This is a genomic window from Pseudomonas batumici, assembly GCF_036585405.1.
In the GTDB taxonomy this organism is placed as follows: Bacteria; Pseudomonadota; Gammaproteobacteria; order Pseudomonadales; family Pseudomonadaceae; genus Aquipseudomonas; species Aquipseudomonas batumici.
The window spans coordinates 6,617,548-6,635,105 of sequence record NZ_CP144470.1; the positions used below are offsets into that span (position 1 = coordinate 6,617,548).

Consider the following 17,558-nt stretch of genomic DNA (forward strand, 5'->3'; position numbering starts at 1 on the left):
CGCCATGGTTCATGAGCGGGGGTCGAAGGCGTCACGCAGCGCCTCGCCGATAAACACCAGCAGCGACAGGATCAGCGCCAGGGTGAAGAAAGCGGTGAAGCCCAGCCAGGGTGCTTGCAGGTTCTGCTTGCCCTGGCCGATCAACTCGCCCAGGGAGGCGCTGCCGGCGGGCATGCCGAAGCCGAGGAAGTCCAATGCCGTGAGGGTGGAAATCGCCCCGGTGAGAATGAACGGCAGGTAGCTCAGGGTGGCGTTCATGGCGTTGGGCAGGATGTGCCGCAGGATGATCTTGCGGTCAGTCAGGCCCAGGGCCCGGGCGGCCTTGACGTACTCCAGGTTGCGCCCGCGGAGGAACTCGGCGCGCACCACGTCCACCAGGGCCAGCCAGGAGAACAGCGCCATGATCCCCAGCAGCCACCAGAAATTCGGTTCGACGAAGCCGGACAGGATGATCAGGAGGTACAGCACCGGCAGGCCGGACCAGACCTCCTGCAGGCGCTGGCCGAACAGGTCGATCCAGCCCCCGTGGTAGCCCTGCAGGGCGCCGGCGGCAATGCCGATCAGGGCGCTGATGGCGGTCAGGGCGAGGGCGAAGAGGATCGACACCCGGGCGCCGAAGATCACCCGCGCGAGCACGTCCCGCGCCTGGTCGTCGGTACCCAGCCAGTTCACCGTGGTGGGCGGGCTGGGGGCTGGCTTGTTGAGGTCGTAGTTGGGTGTGTCGGCACTGAACGGGATCGGCGGGAACAGCATCCAGCCACCATCCTTGGTGATCAGTTGGCGCACGTAGTCGCTGCGATAGTCGGCCTGGAAGGGCAGTTGGCCGCCGAACTCCTGCTCGGTGTAGCGCTTGAACACCGGGAAATACAGCGAGCCCTGGTAGTTGAGCACCAGCGGCTTGTCGTTGGCGATCAACTCGCCACCCAGGCTCAGGACGAACAAGGCAGCGAACAGCCACAGCGACCACCAGCCCCGGCGGTTGGCCTTGAAACGGTCGAGCCGGCGCCGGCTCACGGGCGAGAGTCTGGGCATCAGGCGTTCCTCGCGGCGAAGTCGATACGCGGGTCGACCAGGGTGTAGCAGAGGTCGCCGACGATTTTTATCAGGAGGCCGAACAGGGTGAAGATGAACAGTGAACCGAACACCACCGGATAGTCGCGCGACACCGCCGCTTCGTAGCTCATGCGGCCGAGGCCGTCGAGGGAGAAAATCACCTCGATCAGCAGTGAGCCGGCGAAGAATACGCTGATAAAGGCCTGGGGAATGCCCGAGACCACCAGCAGCATGGCGTTGCGAAACACATGGCCGTAGAGCACGCGGCGTTCGCTCAGGCCCTTGGCCCGGGCCGTGACCACGTACTGGCGGGTGATTTCGTTGAGGAATGAGTTCTTGGTGAGGATGGTCAGGGTGGCGAAACCGCCGATCACCAGCGAGGTCACCGGCAGCACCAGGTGCCAGAAGTAGTCGGCGACCTTGCCCAGGGTCGAGAGCTGGTCGAAGTTGTCCGACACCAGCCCGCGCACCGGAAACCAGTTCAGCGAGGTGCCGCCGGCGAACGCGACGATCAGCAGCATGGCGAACAGGAACGCCGGCATGGCGTAGCCGATGACGATGGCGGTGCTGCTCCAGACGTCGAAGCGGCTGCCGTGACGGGTGGCCTTGCGGATGCCCAGGGGAATTGACACCAGGTAGGTGATCAGCGTGGCCCAGAGCCCGAGGGAAATGGTCACGGGCATTTTATCCAGGATCAGGTCGGTGACCTGGGCGCCGCGAAAGAAGCTCTTGCCGAAATCCAGGCTGGCGTAGTGCTTGAGCATCAGCCAGAAGCGCTCGGGGGCCGGTTTGTCGAAGCCGTACTGGCGCTCGATGGCTTCGATCATCTTGGGGTCCAGGCCACGGCTGGCCCGGGAGGCGCTTTGCAGCGCGTCGCCGCCACCGCCCAGGGCGCCGGCCCCCCCCGCGGTACCGATGCCCTGCAGGCGCGCGATGGCCTGTTCCACCGGTCCACCGGGCGCGGCCTGGATGATGACGAAATTGACCAGCAGGATCATCAGCAGCGTCGGGATGATCAGCAGCAAACGCCGCAAGGTGTACGCCAGCATCAGTGCTGTCCTCCGGAACTGCCGCGCCTGATCAGCTCGGCGGTCATCTGTTCGTTGGTCAGCGGGGTCGGACTGACTTCCCACCAGGTTTCGACGGCAGGGGCATTGCTGGCCTGCTCATTGGGGAAGCCGAAGCGGTTCCACCAGACCGTCGAGGTGCCCGGCGGGTAATAGTTGGGGATCCAGTAGTAGTTCCATTGCAGCACCCGATCCAGGGCATGGGCGTAGCTGAGCATCTTCGCTTGCGTATCGGCCTTGACCAGGCCGTTGATCAGGCTGTCCACGGCAGGATTTTTCAGCACCATGAAGTTGCTGGAGCCGGGGTCGTTGGCCGCGGCGGAACCGAAGTAGTTGTACAGCTCGATGCCCGGCGAGGTGCTGACCGGGTAGCCGCTGACGATCATGTCGTAGTCGCGGTCCTTGAGGCGGTTGACGTACTGCGAGGCGTCGATGCGGCGGATGTCCATGCGGATACCGATCTGTGCCAGGTTGCGCTTGTAGGGCAGCAGCAGCCGCTCCATGCCGTTCTGGGCATTGAGGAAGGTGAAGCTCAGCGGTTCGCCCCGGGCGTTGACCAGGCGGTCGCCGTCGGGTTTCCAGCCGGCCTGTTCGAGCAGGGCCAGGGCTTGCAGTTGCTTGTCCCGCAGGTTGCCGCTGGCGTCGGTTTTCGGCGCTTCGAAGACCTGGGTGAAGACTTCGTCGGGAATCTGCCCGCGCAGCGGTTCGAGGATCGCCAGTTCCGCCTGGTCGGGCAACTGCCGCGCGGCCAGGGCGGTGTTGGAGAAGAAGCTCTGCTGGCGGATGTACATGTTGCGCATCATCTGCCGGTTGCTCCACTCGAAGTCCCAGAGCATGGCCAGGGCCTCGCGCACGCGGCGGTCCTGGAACATCGGCTTTTGCAGGTTGAACAGGTAGCCCTGCGCCGATTGCGGTGCCTCCTGTGCCAGATGGGCCTTTTGCAGGCGGCCATCGGTGAGGGCCGGGCTGTCGTAGCCGATGGAGTAGGCGGTGGCGGAAAACTCGCGGTTGTAGTCATAGGCGCCGCCGCGCAGGACCTGGCGGGCCACATCGGTGTCGCCGAAGTATTCGAGGGTGAAGCGGTCGAAGTTGTAGAGACCGCGGTTGACCGGCAGGTCCTTGCCCCACCAGTCGGGGTTGCGGCTGAAGGTGATGCTGCGTCCCGAGTCGATCTTGGTCACCCGGTAAGGGCCGCTGCCCAGCGGGGTCTCGTAACCGCCGCCGTCGGCGAAATCGCGGGTTTTCCACCAGTGTTCCGGCAGCACCGGCAGGCTGGCGATATCCAGGGGCAGCGAGCGGTTGTCGTTGTTCTTGAAGTCGAAGCGGACCTGGGTCGGTGACTCGACTTCCACGTCTTTCACCGCTTCGAATTGCAGGCGATAGGCGAGGCTGCCCTGGGTCATCAGCAGGTTGTAGGTGTAGCGCACGTCTTCGGCGGTGATTGGCGTTCCGTCGGCGAAGCGGGCCTTGGGGTTCAGGTAGAAACGCAGGGACAGGCCGTCGTCGCTGCGTTGCATCTTTTCCGCCACCAGGCCGTAGACAGTGTAGGGCTCGTCGAGGGAGCGCACGGCCAGGGGCGAGTAGATCCAGCCGTCGATCTCGGTGACGCCGGTGCCTTTGTCGACATAGGGCAGGATATGGTCGAACTGGCCGATCTCGATGGCCGAGCGCCGCAGGCTGCCGCCTTTGGGGCCAGGGGATTGGCGTAGTTGAAGTGGCTGAAGCCGGCGGGGTACTTGGCCGGTTCGCCGTAGACCGTCAACGCGTGCTGCGCGGGGGCAGCGGTGGCGGACAGGCCGGGAAACAGGGTCAGGGCGGTGAGTAGCAGGGATAGGGCCAGTCGCATCTTCAGCCTTGGAAGCCGGTTCGAAGTATCAGGGAAACCGAATACCATGGCGAGGGGGCAGGCCCCCTCGCCACAGGGATCAATCCTGACGGCTGGTCACTTCCAGCAGGTGGTAACCGAACTGGGTTTTCACCGGGCCTTGTACGGTATTGATCGGGGCGCTGAAGACCACGGTATCGAATTCCTTGACCATCTGGCCAGGGCCGAACGAGCCCAGGTTACCGCCGTCGCGGCTGGACGGGCAGGTGGAGTTCGCCTTGGCGATCTCGGCGAAATCGGCGCCGGCTTCGATCTGGGCCTTGAGTTCGTTGCACTTGGCTTCGCTGGCAACCAGGATGTGACGGGCAGTGGCTTTGGCCATGGGGTGATGCTCCTTTCAAGAAAGTGTTGAGATTACCGGATTCAGGCCGGATTTTCCCGGCAAAAGTTCTGCTGCCCCGCGCAGCAACGCTTCGGTCGCCTCCCAGCCGAGGCAGCCGTCGGTGATCGAAACGCCATAACGCAGGTTCGCGCTCAACGCCTGGCAACCTTCGAACAAATGGCTCTCGAGCATCATGCCCACCAGCGAGCGGTCGCCACGCAAGCGCTGCTCCAGCACATCGGCGAACACCGCCGGCTGGCGCAGCGGGTCCTTGCCGCTGTTGGCGTGGCTGCAATCGACCATGATCCGCGGCGCAATCGACTGCTTGGCCAGGCCGGCCCGCACCTGGGCCACGCTGTGGGCATCGTAGTTGGGCCCGCGATGGCCGCCGCGCAGCACCAGGTGGGTGTCCGGGTTGCCCGGGGTCTGGATGATCGCCGGATGCCCCTGGCTGTCGACACCGAAATGCCGGTGGGCATGGGCCGCCGAACGCATGGCGTCCGCGGCGATGCCGACACCGCCGTCGGTGCCGTTCTTGAAGCCCACCGGCATGGGCAGGCCGCTGGCCATTTCCCGGTGGATCTGCGACTCCGTGGTCCGCGCGCCAATGGCGACCCAGCTCAGCAGGTCGTCGACATAGCCGGCCGCCATGGGTTGCAGCAGTTCGGTGGCGATCGGCAGGCCCAGGCGCAGCATCTCGAGCATCAGTTCGCGGGACAGGGCCAGACCGTCGGCCATGTCGTCGCTGCCGTCCAGGTGCGGGTCGTAGGCCAGGCCCTTCCAGCCCACCGTGGTCCGGGGTTTCTCGATGTAGGCGCGCATCACCAGCAGCATCTGGTCGCTGACGTCGCTCGCCAGGTTGGCCAGCCGGCCCGCGTATTCAAGGGCCGATTGCGGATCATGGATCGAGCAGGGACCGACGACGACCAGCAGGCGCGGGTCTTCACCGTTGAGAATGGCGCGCACGGCGTGGCGGTGGCGGTCGACCTGGTCGCCCAGGCTGGCATTGAGTGGCAGGTGCTGCTTGAGTTGCAGGGGGCTGGGCAAGCGCTGGGTCAGCGGCTCGTTGGCCGATGGCAGGGCGGATGACGGCAGGGCAGAGAGAGAAGAATTCATGTTCGGGCTTCCTGGGCAGGCGGCGGGGACTTCCCGCGCGCGGCCCTACTGGGGTGTTCGACAATCAACCGGACTGGCTGTGAGTGTGTGCGTGCCACCTGTGCGTGACCGTTCGGAGGCGGCGTGCTGTCCCGAGCGGAGCTTGCTAAATCGCCAGGCGCTGGTGATGTCGTAGCGGTAATAGGTGGTGTGGTTCATGTCGGTATTCCTCGATTCAAACAGTCGGTTGCAAAATGTGCGGGGCTTGAAAAAACAAAACCCCCGGTCGGGAGGCCGACCGGGGGTTGAGAATTCTCTGGTAGGCGACCCCTGAAACAGTGGGCGCCGGTTGGGTATCAGGCGCGCCAGTGGCTAAACCAATACCCAAAATAAAAGTTCACGGGGGTGCCGAGCGTACTCATCCGGGCAGCCGCGACCGGGCGCGAGGCGCTGGCGGTGTGGCGAGGCAGGGATTGAGTCAGGTGCATGGTGCAACTCCGTGGGAATGTCGCCGAGCTTACTAGAGCGGTATCGCCCTGTTCAATCAGAAAATTCTATGAGGCCGAGGGCGTCGCGGCTATCGCTTAAATGCCTCAGATGTTTATGACACACTCTGAGGATATTTCCGAGCTGACTGTCAGGACTGACCATGAGTGCGTTCACCCTTGCCGCTGCCCAATCCGTCTCGATTCCCGGGGACCTGCAGGCCAACATCGGCCGACACCTGGCCTTCATGCGCCAGGCCGCGGAACGGGGCGTGGAGTTCCTGCTGTTCCCCGAGTTGTCGTTGACCGGCTATGAACAGGCCCTGGCCGCCGGCTTGGCGATTACCCCGGATGCCCCGGTACTGGCGCCGTTGCGCGAGCTGGCCCGGGAGCTGAAATTGGTGACGGTGGTGGGCATGCCGATACGCCTGGGCGCTGAAGAGCCGGTGCTGATCGGTGCGTTGACGTTCGGTGCCGACGGTTCCTTGCAGGTCTACAGCAAGCAGCACCTGCATGATGGCGAGGAGATCGCCTTTACCCCGGGCAACGGTGGTGAGCCCTTGACAGTGGCTGATGAGCGAATTGCTCTGGCGGTCTGCGCTGACTTTTCCCACGCCAGTCATCCGCTACGGGCTGCGCAATCTGAGGCTAATCTTTACGCCGCCAGTGTGTTGATCACTGGGAACGGTTATGCACCTGACACCGCCCTGTTGCAGGGCTATGCCCGGGAGCACGGAATGGCCGTGCTGATGGCCAACCACGGCGGTATGACCGGGGGCTGGCAGTCGGCGGGTCGCAGTGCGCTCTGGGCGGCCGGCGGGCAGCAGGTGGTGGCGGCCGAGGGGGAGGGCGATGTGCTGGTGATCGGGCGTCGTGTCGCCGGTCTATGGTCTGGCGAGGTGGTGTCGGTGATGGGGTTGTGAGCGGGCGCTGGCGTTTTCACCCGGCCTTGGACGAGGACCTGGCGTTTGCCCGGCAGCTCACGCGCCAGAACATGATGGTGTACTACTGTGAGTACGGCCTGCTCTGGCAGGAAGAGGCCTTTGACGTGGCCTGGGCCGGACGGCAGAACGAGCTGTTGTGCGACGGCGAGCAGGTGTTGGGTTTTGTCAGTTTCAGTCGCGATGCCAGGTCGCTGTATATCCGCGAGTTGCAGCTGGTCGAGTCGGGGCGGGGCCGGGGCCTGGGGAGTTGGCTGATCGAGCAGGCACGGGACATCGCTTTCAGGGAGGGGCGTCGGGAGTTACGCCTGACCGTGTTCAAGAGCAACCCGGCCCAGCGGCTGTATTTGCGTCAGGGCCTGGTCGTGGTCGGCGAGGACGAGTGCTTTTTACGCATGAGTCTGACGGTCTAGAACCGGCATTGGTAATGACTGACGATACTTTGGGAATGTTCCTACATGTCACCCAATGAGGTGCCTGTCGGGCCTGAAAAGGCCAGAGTCATTCGCTCGGCTTGGTGCTGTCGGATGGGATGATTCCATCCTTCATGCCCAGCAGGACCGCGACCTTGTGGGCTTCCCCACGCCGTCCCTTCTTTCGCCCGGCGAGCACTTGATAGGTGGTTGCCGGGTCGACGCCATGCTCGCGCGCAAACTCCTGAACCGATTTTCCTTGATGTTCCAGCCAAGCCTTGGCTTGTGCGGCGGTGCGGATACCGGGCATAGTTCAAAACCGTTCAAGTTCGTTCAATTCTGGTTGAGTGTACCACCCTTAAGGGTGTTCAAAATGGGATCTTACCTCCAAATGAGTGGAATTGGTTCGCGATTGCGACAAGAGAGAGAGCGACTGGGTTTGTCGCAGAAGGCTTTTGGTGAAATCGGAGGCGTTGAGGCTAACGCGCAGGGCAAGTACGAAAGCGGTGATCGCGCACCGAAGGCCGACTATTTGTCCCGGGTGGCCGCGCGGGGTGTGGATGTACTTTATGTACTGACAGGGCAGGCGACTCCGGTGCAGTTGGACAACCTCAGCCAGGTGGAAGAAAAGGTGCTGGGTAACTACCGGGTGCTGCAGAAGGAGGATCAGGAAGCGATCGATCGACTGACCACGACCCTGGCCGAAACCGCCGGGCCCTATACGGCGAAAGGCCGAGCCGGTCCGCGTGACACCTGAGTCGCTGCGTTCCCGGTGAAACGTGCTCGCCGTCCGGCAAGCGCTTATAGCGCATTGATATTCTTATGTGACGCTTGAGCTAGGTCAGGTCTCCGGTTTTTTGCTAAGGTGGTCAATAACCTGATAAGACCAAATTCGTGAGGTGTCTGCTTGATTAGGGTGCTAGTAGTCGATGACCATGATCTTGTGCGTACAGGCATTACGCGTATGTTGGCGGACATCGATGGTTTGCAGGTCGTGGGGCAGGCTGAATCGGGAGAGGAGGCGTTGCTCAAGGCGCGGGAGCTCAAGCCCGACGTGGTCCTGATGGACGTCAAGATGCCCGGCATCGGCGGCCTCGAGGCCACGCGCAAGCTGTTGCGCAGTCACCCGGAGATCAAGGTGGTGGCGGTGACCGTGTGTGAAGAGGACCCGTTCCCCACGCGCTTGCTGCAGGCCGGGGCGGCCGGCTACCTGACCAAGGGCGCGGGCCTGGCGGAAATGGTCCAGGCGATTCGCCTGGTGTTTTCCGGGCAACGCTACATCAGTCCACAGATCGCCCAGCAGTTGGCACTCAAGTCCTTCCAGCCGGCCAGTGACTCGCCCTTCGACGCCTTGTCCGAGCGGGAGATCCAGATTGCGTTGATGATCGTCGGTTGCCAGAAGGTCCAGATCATCTCCGACAAGCTCTGCCTGTCACCGAAAACCGTGAATACCTACCGCTATCGGATTTTCGAGAAGCTCTCGGTCAGCAGCGATGTCGAGTTGACGCTCCTGGCGGTTCGCCACGGCATGGTCGATGCCGGCTGACAATGACTGACCTGTTCGATTCCAGTGCCTTCCTTGCAACGTGCAGTGGCCGCCCCGGCGTCTACCGCATGTTCGACGGCGACGCACGCCTGCTCTACGTGGGCAAGGCCAAGAACCTGAAGAAGCGCCTGGCCAGTTACTTCCGCAAGACCGGCCTGGCGCCGAAGACCGCGGCACTGGTGGGGCGTATCGCCCAGGTGGAAACCACCATCACCGCCAATGAAACCGAAGCGCTGCTGCTGGAACAGACGCTGATCAAGGAATGGCGGCCGCCCTATAACATCCTGCTGCGCGACGACAAATCCTACCCCTACGTCTTTCTCTCGGACGGCGACTACCCGCGCCTGAGCATCCACCGTGGGGCCAAGAAAGCCAAGGGCAAGTATTTCGGACCTTACCCCAGTGCCGGGGCGATTCGTGAAAGCCTGAGCCTGCTGCAAAAGACCTTCCTGGTCCGCCAGTGCGAGGACAGCTATTTCAAGAACCGCACCCGGCCCTGCCTGCAATACCAGATCAAGCGTTGCAAGGGGCCTTGTGTCGGGTTGGTGGAGCCCCAGGTGTATGCCGAGGATGTGCGTCACTCGGTGATGTTCCTCGAAGGGCGCAGCAACGCCCTGACCGATGAGTTGAGCGCCGGCATGGAACAGGCGGCCAGTACCCTCGATTTCGAGCGGGCCGCGGAGTTGCGCGACCAGATCGCGCTGCTGCGTCGGGTTCAGGACCAGCAGAGCATGGAAGGCGGCAGCGGCGATGTCGACGTGGTCGCGGCGTTCGTCAATCCGGGCGGCGCCTGTGTGCACCTGATCAGCGTGCGCGGTGGGCGGGTGCTGGGCAGCAAGAATTTCTTCCCGCAGGTCGGGATCGAGGAGGATGTCTCCGAAGTGCTGATGGCGTTTCTCGGCCAGTACTTCATCGGCAGTCCCGAGCGCGACCTGCCTGGCGAACTGATCGTCAATGTGGTCCATGAGGACTTCCCGACACTGATCGCGGCCATCGCCGGGCTGCGCGGGCGTGAACTGACCATCAGTCATCGGGTGCGCGGTACCCGGGCGCGCTGGCAACAATTGGCGGTGACCAATGCCGAACAGGCCTTGGGCGCGCGCCTGGCCGACCGTCAGCATATGGCGGCGCGCTTCGAGTCCCTGGCCGAGGTGCTGAGCCTGGACGAGCCGCCGCAGCGCCTGGAGTGCTACGACATCAGTCACTCCAGCGGCGAGGCAACGGTGGCGTCTTGCGTGGTGTTCGGTCCGGAAGGTCCGCTCAAGTCCGATTATCGCCGTTACAACATCGAAGGCGTCACCGCCGGCGACGACTATGCGGCGATGCACCAGGCGCTGACCCGACGCTTCAGCAAGCTGAAGGACGGCGAGGGCAAGCTGCCGGACATCCTGCTGGTGGACGGCGGCAAGGGGCAGTTGTCCATGGCCCGCGATGTGCTCGATGAGCTGGCGGTGCCGGACCTGATCCTGCTCGGCGTGGCCAAGGGGGCGACGCGCAAGGCCGGCTTCGAGACCTTGTACCTCAATGACGCGGCCCATGAGTTCACCTTGAAAGGCGATTCGCCGGCCCTGCACCTGATCCAGCAGATCCGCGACGAAGCCCACCGCTTTGCCATTACCGGGCACCGTGCGCGGCGTGGAAAGACCCGGCGTACCTCGACCCTGGAAGGGGTGGCGGGGGTGGGGCCGAAACGTCGTCGCGAACTATTGAAACATTTTGGTGGATTGCAGGAGCTGTCCCGTGCCAGCATCGACGAGATCGCCAAAGCACCCGGGATCAGTAAAAAGCTCGCTGAGTCGATTTATGCAAGCCTGCACAGCGAGTAGAATGCCTTTCAACCTCGTAGCCAGTTGTGCCGATGAATATCCCTAATCTGATCACCGTTCTACGCGTCGTACTCATTCCGATTTTCATTTTGCTGTTTTACCTGCCTTACCAGTGGAGCTACATGGCGGCCAGTTCGGTGTTTGCCTTTGCGGCGGCGACGGATTGGCTGGACGGTTACCTGGCCCGTCGCCTGGAGCAGAGCACGCCGTTCGGCGCGTTTCTCGATCCGGTGGCCGACAAGCTGATGGTGGCCGTGGCATTGGTGCTGCTGGTGCAGGAGCATGGCAACCTGTGGTTGACCTTGCCGGCGGCGGTGATCATCGGTCGTGAGATCGTGGTGTCGGCCCTGCGCGAGTGGATGGCCGAGTTGGGGGAGCGGGCGCAGGTGGCCGTTTCCAACATGGGCAAGTGGAAAACCGCGGCGCAGATGCTGGCGTTGGTGATTCTGCTGGCCAACCCCTCGGACTTCAGTTTCTGGGTACTGGTGGGGTATGCGTTGCTGATGGCGGCGGCGGTATTGACCCTGTGGTCGATGCTGCAGTATCTGCGGGCGGCGTGGCCGCATCTGAAGATCAATGCCGAGAATCCTGAAAAAAAATAAAACTATTTTGAATCAAGGGGTTGACGGGGTGCGTAGATTCTATAAAATGCGCATCACCAAGACGCGGGAATAGCTCAGTTGGTAGAGCACGACCTTGCCAAGGTCGGGGTCGCGAGTTCGAGTCTCGTTTCCCGCTCCAAATTATGGTTCCAAGGACTTCCATCAAAATCTGATGATGGTCCTTAAGCCTTTGAAAAAGCGACCTTCGGGTCGCTTTTTTCGTTTGTGGAGTTCCATCAAGGACTCCTAGCAGCCAGAAAAAAGTTGTCCTGAATCTTGTCATCGAAAACGGACAGCTCTGGTCTCTCAAAAACGATTCGTACGCTTCACCTCGCTGATCACACTGCCCCAGTCAATTGAGGGGTTCATGTCATCAGTCCCGAGCTAGCCCTCTGCTGGGAGAGACTCGGACGGAGGTGCCGTATGTCTTTAACCGATACTGCCGTTCGGCAGGCCAGACCTCAAAAATGTAGCTACTACCTGTGTGATGGCCGAGGCCTTTCGCTCATGGTGCCAACCAATGGCTCCAAGCTTTGGCATTTCAGGTTCCAGTGGAGAGGGCGGACCAAGAGAATGTCCCTGGGGCCCTACCCGGAAATATCCTTGAAAGACGCTCGCGAGTTGCGTGAAGAAGCGCGATCGCTGGTCGTCAAGGGCATTGATCCGCGTCTGCACCGACGTAAGCAGCTCGATTATGATGCTGAGTTGAGCAATGCCTTCGAGGCCGTATTTACGCGCTGGCGGGCCTTTAAGGCCAAGCGCTTGAGCATGGGGCGGCAGTGCACGCTGGTGCAGATCGATCGTTTCTTTCAGAAGGATATCCTGCCCGGGCTGGGCAAGCTCCTAGTGCCAGAGATACAGCGGGCCGATTTGCTCATGACAATCCGTCGTATAGAGAAACGCAACGCCTTGTCTACGGCCGGCAAGTGCCGAGGCTGGCTCAAAGAGATGTTCCGCTTCGCCATTGCCGAGGGGCTGCTCGACTATAACCCCGCCGGCGATCTCGACATCCTGGCCGAGCCCAAGCCGCCGGTCAGGCACCATCCGTTTTTGCGTCTGGAGGAGTTGCCGGAGTTCATGCGCAAGATGAACTGTTTTCCAGGTTCCTTGCAGGTTGAGCTGGGGCTCAGATTGCTCATGCTGACGGGCGTCAGGACCATTGAGCTGCGCATGGCATTGCCGGAGCAGTTCGACCTGGACGATGCGCTTTGGCGTATACCTCCGGGCCGAGTGAAGCAGCTGCAGCGGGCGGTCAGAACCTTGAACAATGAAGTTCCGCCATATCTGGTGCCTCTGTCTCACCAGGCCCTGGAGATTGTTCGACGCTTGTTGAGTATGAAGTTGCGCAAGCAGCGTTACTTGCTGAGAGGGCGTGATGATCAGCAGAAGTCGATCAGTGAAGCGACCTTGAATGGGGCTATTCGTCGTATGGGCTATAAGGGGCGGCTGACTGGGCATGGCTTGCGGGGCACGATGTCCACTGCGTTGAATGAGCTGGGGTACGAGTCAAAGTGGATTGAGGCGCAGCTGTCTCACTCTGATCCCAATCAGGTTCGGGGCAGCTATAACCACGCGGAGTATGTTCCCCAGCGCAGGGCGATGATGCAGGACTGGGCCGATTTGCTGGATCGCTATCAGAAAGAGCCTCCTTTGCCGATGGCAGGGTCGAGAAACGCTTCAGCCTTCCGTCAGTCGTAGACCGCGATGTTGACTGAGAGAACTGGGTCCAGCGTTGGATGTGTGCCTGGTTCGCAAGAGGGGGGGGCGGCAGCATGAGCGCCGCCGCCTTGTCCCAGGCTAATGTTAGCGGGGCGGTGAGCTGCGTGTATTCCGGTACTGTGTTGTGATCAGCTGTTGCTGCAGATGGCGTAGAAAACCGGCTTCGAAGGCATCGCGCCGATCACCTTCTGGATAGCCCTGACGGGCCTGCGTCAGTTGCCACCACAGCGGCTGGGTTGCTCGGCGGTCCAGCCAGAGCCCGGCGCAACGCGCACCGCTGGCGATTTCTTGGGCGAATTGCTCGTCCCAGGGTGTTGGGTTTATGTGCGGATCCTCGGCGCAGGCATTGAGGCGGAGGGCAGATTTAGTCGTGGATGAGGGCAGATAACGTTGTCGCAGGAGCGCCATGTCGTAGAGGGCAATGGCGTCCTTGATCAGTTTGTCGGCCAGCTCCTGCTGTTGGTCATCCTGAAAGGCCAGGGTTCGGGCACCGTCCAGGCAGAGGCGGGCGGCATGGCGTAAATGATCGACTGCTTCGCTAGGGCTCAGTGAGGCGAGTTTGATCAGGGTGGGTGTGGGTAAGCGAGATAGCAGTGAGCGATCAATCATGGAGAGGGTCTCCGTGATCGGAGCGCATTAACACCCGACGTAATGGGCGGTGCCCGGGCGCGAAAGGGGGGGAGGCCATTTTCCTTATGCTCCTTGGTTGGATTAAGGAACTGTCACCCGCCGTTGCGACACGGAAATTGGGTGGCAGACCGCACGAGGGTCGCAAACCGGCAACCAAGGGAACCGGCCAGGCCGAAGCCTGCCTCGCGCGGTCCACCATAGAGTGCGGCAGCCAGACACCCGAAAGCGCCGACTACACGACTATGGCGCATACCGCGCCTTGGTTATCCTGGGTTGCGACACCCGATCACAGCCATCACTGTGACTCAGTAAGGCTAAAGAATACGGGCTCAGGGGATCAAGGCGAGGTGTGTCTTATACGGACTAAGAGCGCGTGCGAAGTATCCGATAATTTTGTAGGCGTGTCTTGTTGGCGAGTTGCGGCATGTTTGTCGCATTTTGTTTCTTTGATGGGATACTTCGAATGCGGCTTCTTGCGCATACGTCTAGCTGACTCCTGTCATGCCCGCATCGGCGCGCCGAGATATCGGTAGGCGCCTTCGCGGTATCCTCAGGCGGCGACGAGGTCCAGCAACTCGTGCAGGTTCATCCCGTCAATTTCTTGCTGAAAATAGAAGCTATCCATGATGTCACCTCCGACCAGTTGCAGCAGGTGCTCGAATAAGCGGTAGTGGTAGTACTCCTGCTGCGGATCTTGCCAGTCGCTCATGAAGTCCCTAGGGAGGGCGGTAGTTGTAAATGGCGACTGCGGTATAAAAAATGGGCAAAACAGGTCGCTTGCGGGATCGAACCCTTCGGAGGTTGCATTGGAGGCGAAGTCCATGCGCATCAAGCTGGGTCGGTGCAGAAGCTGGATAGGGGACTGAAGAACGCCACTATCAAGGAAACTCCTCAAGGATTGGTTGTCCAGGCAGCTTTCGAAGTTACCCGGAACAACGTAGATATTTGGGTGAAATCGATGCAGGAAACCTTCCTGATTGGATTGCAGGAGCTCCTCGGGCGACTTCCAGCTCGTGAGAGAATCACGCGTCACACGGTTTGAAACGTCGACTATGACAACTTCGTTATTGTCAGGCTTGTACTTCAAGATTTCCCTGGGTTCAAGATCGGGGCAACTGATCATCAGGGCCTTAAGATTGTTCAGGACTAGGTCGGAATACCGTTTGTTCTCTTGGTACTCTGCGAACAGAAAAGTCGTCTTCAATCCGAGCGACTTGTGGGCAATCGCTGCGAGGTTCATCGCCACTGTGGTTTTTCCAACACCTCCCTTAAGGTTACAGACCGCGATGATCAGACCTCCTTTCGGTAAGCGGACTGTCGGTTTGCTTTGATCGCGAAGCTTCGATCGGACCATCTCAGTGATCCAGCCGATCAGGAAGGGGTCGACTGGGTTGGTACCGTTCAGCCAACGGCTGATGGTTTCAGGGGCTGTGCGCTTGCCGTCTTCCCGTAGTTCCGTGACACGTTCCGCTAACCTGGTACCACTGAGGTTGAGAAGTTTCATTGCCCGTTTGAGAAGAAGTGCGTTTTTCATATCTTGATCCTAGGTCATATTTTATTTGATGTTATTGACCATAGATCAGGATTTTCAGTTTGCCAGGAAATTTCCGAGCTCAACGTGTCTGCTAAAAAACATCCTGTTGGCCCTGAAGCGCTTTGCAAGGGGGCGAGTGGTCCCTTGCGACCGCGCGATGGGACAGTCGGAACGGATGCTATGTCAGGTGTAAGTTGGCATGGGGCGTCATCCGTTCTTACAGGTTTGTGGCGATTGGACTCAGAGCAGCCGCAGGTAGGGATTGTCGAACGGAACGGCGGCCATCACATCATTGGGATGAAGTAGCAAGTAGCCGTGCAGACGCTTGCCCGGACGGGATCCATACACCTCGCAGGTCCACAGGTTGAGGTCGTCGGGGCGTTTGCGGTGTTGTCCTAGTCGCTCGAAGTGCTTTTGCAACCATTGCCAGTCTTTCATACCATCCTGCCGTGCATTCTGTGCAATATCAGGGTGTTCCTGTAGATAGCGCTGGAAGATGCCGGGACTGACTAGGAACAAGGTGGCATCAACCGTATGCAACAGTGCCTTGGCATCGTTGAGGAGCAGGCGCTTTTGGTGTATGCCGACACTTAGCCAATGCACGAACTGCGTGCCTGGCAAGGGCGTATTGGTGGTTATAGCCACAGGTTGTGCGGGCTCAACCGATCCCACTGTTTCAGGTGTCATCGGTATGCTTTCGGCAACTGGCTTTGAATCCACCTGGATGCTGCCAGAGAAAGGCAACGGGCGTTGGTCTGGCTCCCAGATCAGTGCCGGGGCGAGCTTGAGCAGGGTGAAGGTCTGAGTCCAGCCACTTTCGCTGTGTACGGTGGCTCGCCAGATGGCCTTGCCTTCGGGGTTGTCCAGCACCAACCCATGTTCCTGCAAGATGTTGAACAGTGTGGTGTTGCGTTCGGGGATGCCGCTGATGCCCTGGGAGAGCAGGTGGGCGCGCAACTTGTCCGACGCGGTCTTGCTCACGAGCCACAGGGCGTCCTCGGTGAGCCAGCCGTCCGAAGCCTGGGGTTGGTTGAGTTTGAACCCTTCGCGCATCAAATACCGCAGGCCCTCGATCAGCTTGCGTTGCAAGGCGTGCCTCGGTGCACTCAGGGCCTGGATAGGATCTCCGCCGAGGGCGTGGGCGACTGAGGCCTGGTCGGCGCGGATCACCAACTCACCGAGTATCCCGGCGTGTTCGTACTGCCCGGCCAGGGCGTGCAGCAGGGCAGCCCATAGTTCCGGGAAGCCGCTGAGCCAATCCAGTGGCCCACGTCCGAGAATGGTGTTAGCCAACATCCCGGCCGCGGCACCGTGAAGACGGTACTGTCGACCTGGGTTGTAGCGAAATCGATATGGCTGTCGAAGCGGACCGTGCCACGGGTGCCAGCGTTGACCGGCTCTGTCTTCCACGACCAGATCGGTGACCAGCTTACCGATATCATGCAGCAGCGCCGCATAGGCAATACCCGCCGTCCAAGCTTCGGCCTGCTGGGCCTGGGTCTCCGGTGGTGTGTTTAGAGGCAACAGGTGCGATTGGCGCAGCTTCAGCGCACAGACGACGATTTCCAGGCCGTGATCAAGCAGTCCGCCAGGATGTGCGTGGTGATGGCTTTCCGAGGCGGGGAAGTGCTGTACCAGGTCGGCATAGCGCTCCAGTGGTGCTCGGTAGAGAAGGGCGAATTGCTCGGGTGAAACCGCGGTGCGCCGCCAGATCTGTTCCATCAGCGTCTGTCGATGGAGAGTCGTCAGCAGTTCTGTTGCCGACAGAGGCTTCAGCCAGCCATTCGATGGTTCGAAGCGGACGGAAGAGGGTGTTTCAGTTGCCCCTTTTCGGGAGCGGAGCCAACGAAACATGGCGTCCTCCGACGCGTGTACGGTGAGAGTGCCTTTTGCCTTTTCTGGATAGGGCCTTTGCCATTAATGACCCTTCCGTTGCGTCTTTTGCTTGCGCCATTTCAAGACGCTTTTATGGACAAACGGTCCGCAACATGTGGATGAACTGTGTTATCCATACCCTTTGTCCTTCTTCGAATTGGAGCATTGAAAGGTCCGTGTCGTAGAGGTGAGTACCATGACTTGTTACCCAAAAATCAGTAAGGCCGAGCGTGTCGGGCGCTGGCTGGGAAGAGCCTATCGAGGGCTTGCCAGACAAGAGCAGCACTTGCGTTTGTGGCTGGTTGCCGGCGGTCTTCCGGAGCTAGGAGCCAAGGTCATCGCTTGGTTCATGGGTTTGAGCGTTCTGGTCTTGCTCCTGAGCTTTTCGATCCTTTTGGCAGGACTTGTTGCGGGGCTGTTCCTGATTGGAAGGGGCGTCGCCCGAAGCGATTTATCTTATCGAACGCCGGATGTTGAATGGCGAGATGGTCCTTCTGGATACGGTATGTACACCGATGATGGATATCGCATAGATCCTCATGTTCATGAGGATCTATAAGAGCGG

The 17,558-nt window shown here is 60.7% G+C and carries 16 protein-coding genes, 1 tRNA gene and 1 pseudogene; 9 read left to right on the top strand and 9 right to left on the bottom strand.

The annotated features are described in order from the left end of the window. Nucleotides 1-9: 9 nt before the first annotated feature. From NUH87_RS30430 to NUH87_RS30450, 5 genes and pseudogenes are all read right to left on the bottom strand, one after another. Nucleotides 10-1,032: an ABC transporter permease gene (locus NUH87_RS30430; RefSeq protein WP_040068588.1), complete on the bottom strand. Its 1,023-nt coding sequence runs from the start codon at nt 1,030-1,032 to the stop codon at nt 10-12. Next, the gene (locus NUH87_RS30435; RefSeq protein ID WP_338523971.1) at nt 1,032-2,102 is read right to left on the bottom strand and encodes a microcin C ABC transporter permease YejB; all 1,071 of its coding nucleotides are present in this window, start codon (nt 2,100-2,102) and stop codon (nt 1,032-1,034) included. Before NUH87_RS30435 ends, NUH87_RS30430 begins: the two co-directional genes overlap by 1 nt. Then, nucleotides 2,102-3,966: pseudogene (locus tag NUH87_RS30440) on the bottom strand (extracellular solute-binding protein). Before NUH87_RS30440 ends, NUH87_RS30435 begins: the two are co-directional and overlap by 1 nt. Before the next feature lie 79 nt (nt 3,967-4,045). Next, the gene (locus NUH87_RS30445) at nt 4,046-4,327 is read right to left on the bottom strand and encodes a peptidylprolyl isomerase (RefSeq protein ID WP_040068580.1); all 282 of its coding nucleotides are present in this window, start codon (nt 4,325-4,327) and stop codon (nt 4,046-4,048) included. Between the two features lie 15 nt (nt 4,328-4,342). Continuing rightward, the gene (locus NUH87_RS30450) at nt 4,343-5,443 is read right to left on the bottom strand and encodes a 3-deoxy-7-phosphoheptulonate synthase (protein WP_338523972.1); all 1,101 of its coding nucleotides are present in this window, start codon (nt 5,441-5,443) and stop codon (nt 4,343-4,345) included. A gap of 628 nt (nt 5,444-6,071) precedes the next feature. Here NUH87_RS30450 and NUH87_RS30455 point away from each other — a divergent pair. Together NUH87_RS30455 and NUH87_RS30460 are read left to right on the top strand one after the other, a co-directional pair. After that, nucleotides 6,072-6,830, top strand: coding sequence for a carbon-nitrogen hydrolase family protein (locus tag NUH87_RS30455; protein WP_338523973.1), 759 nt, complete (start codon nt 6,072-6,074; stop codon nt 6,828-6,830). Beyond that, nucleotides 6,827-7,261, top strand: a complete 435-nt coding sequence (locus NUH87_RS30460) for a GNAT family N-acetyltransferase (RefSeq protein ID WP_338523974.1) — start codon at nt 6,827-6,829, stop codon at nt 7,259-7,261. Before NUH87_RS30455 ends, NUH87_RS30460 begins: the two co-directional genes overlap by 4 nt. A gap of 88 nt (nt 7,262-7,349) precedes the next feature. Here the strand turns inward: NUH87_RS30460 and NUH87_RS30465 are convergent, their stop codons facing one another. Further along, on the bottom strand, nt 7,350-7,571 hold the full coding sequence (locus tag NUH87_RS30465) for a DNA-binding protein (protein ID WP_338523975.1): 222 nt from the start codon (nt 7,569-7,571) through the stop codon (nt 7,350-7,352). An 81-nt stretch (nt 7,572-7,652) separates the two neighbouring features. Between NUH87_RS30465 and NUH87_RS30470 the strand changes: the two genes are divergently transcribed. From NUH87_RS30470 to NUH87_RS30495, 6 genes are all read left to right on the top strand, one after another. Beyond that, the gene (locus NUH87_RS30470; protein WP_338523976.1) at nt 7,653-8,018 is read left to right on the top strand and encodes a helix-turn-helix transcriptional regulator; all 366 of its coding nucleotides are present in this window, start codon (nt 7,653-7,655) and stop codon (nt 8,016-8,018) included. 150 nt (nt 8,019-8,168) lie between these two features. After that, on the top strand, nt 8,169-8,807 hold the full coding sequence (uvrY, locus tag NUH87_RS30475; RefSeq protein WP_338523977.1) for a response regulator transcription factor GacA: 639 nt from the start codon (nt 8,169-8,171) through the stop codon (nt 8,805-8,807). 2 nt (nt 8,808-8,809) lie between these two features. Next, nucleotides 8,810-10,633 (top strand): excinuclease ABC subunit UvrC, encoded by a 1,824-nt coding sequence (gene uvrC, locus NUH87_RS30480; RefSeq protein ID WP_338523978.1) that lies wholly within the window; start codon nt 8,810-8,812, stop codon nt 10,631-10,633. A 32-nt stretch (nt 10,634-10,665) separates the two neighbouring features. Next, a complete protein-coding gene (gene pgsA, locus NUH87_RS30485) occupies nt 10,666-11,235 on the top strand; it encodes a CDP-diacylglycerol--glycerol-3-phosphate 3-phosphatidyltransferase (RefSeq protein WP_338523979.1) in 570 nt (189 codons plus the stop codon). A gap of 63 nt (nt 11,236-11,298) precedes the next feature. Further along, nucleotides 11,299-11,374: transfer RNA gene (locus NUH87_RS30490), tRNA-Gly, on the top strand. 284 nt (nt 11,375-11,658) lie between these two features. Next, the gene (locus NUH87_RS30495; protein ID WP_338523980.1) at nt 11,659-12,933 is read left to right on the top strand and encodes a tyrosine-type recombinase/integrase; all 1,275 of its coding nucleotides are present in this window, start codon (nt 11,659-11,661) and stop codon (nt 12,931-12,933) included. Nucleotides 12,934-13,038: 105 nt separating this feature from the next. On the opposite strand, the gene NUH87_RS30500 is transcribed toward NUH87_RS30495, so the two are convergent. The 3 genes from NUH87_RS30500 to mobH form a co-directional block, all read right to left on the bottom strand. Beyond that, a complete protein-coding gene (locus NUH87_RS30500; RefSeq protein WP_338523981.1) occupies nt 13,039-13,563 on the bottom strand; it encodes a LasR-specific antiactivator QslA in 525 nt (174 codons plus the stop codon). A 571-nt stretch (nt 13,564-14,134) separates the two neighbouring features. Then, nucleotides 14,135-15,118, bottom strand: coding sequence for a ParA family protein (locus NUH87_RS30505; protein ID WP_338523982.1), 984 nt, complete (start codon nt 15,116-15,118; stop codon nt 14,135-14,137). A 240-nt stretch (nt 15,119-15,358) separates the two neighbouring features. Continuing rightward, a complete protein-coding gene (mobH, locus tag NUH87_RS30510) occupies nt 15,359-16,972 on the bottom strand; it encodes a MobH family relaxase (protein ID WP_338523983.1) in 1,614 nt (537 codons plus the stop codon). A 217-nt stretch (nt 16,973-17,189) separates the two neighbouring features. Here mobH and NUH87_RS30515 point away from each other — a divergent pair, with 217 nt between their 5' ends. Next, the gene (locus tag NUH87_RS30515) at nt 17,190-17,552 is read left to right on the top strand and encodes a DUF3742 family protein (RefSeq protein WP_338523984.1); all 363 of its coding nucleotides are present in this window, start codon (nt 17,190-17,192) and stop codon (nt 17,550-17,552) included. The last annotated feature ends 6 nt before the right edge of the window (nt 17,553-17,558 follow it).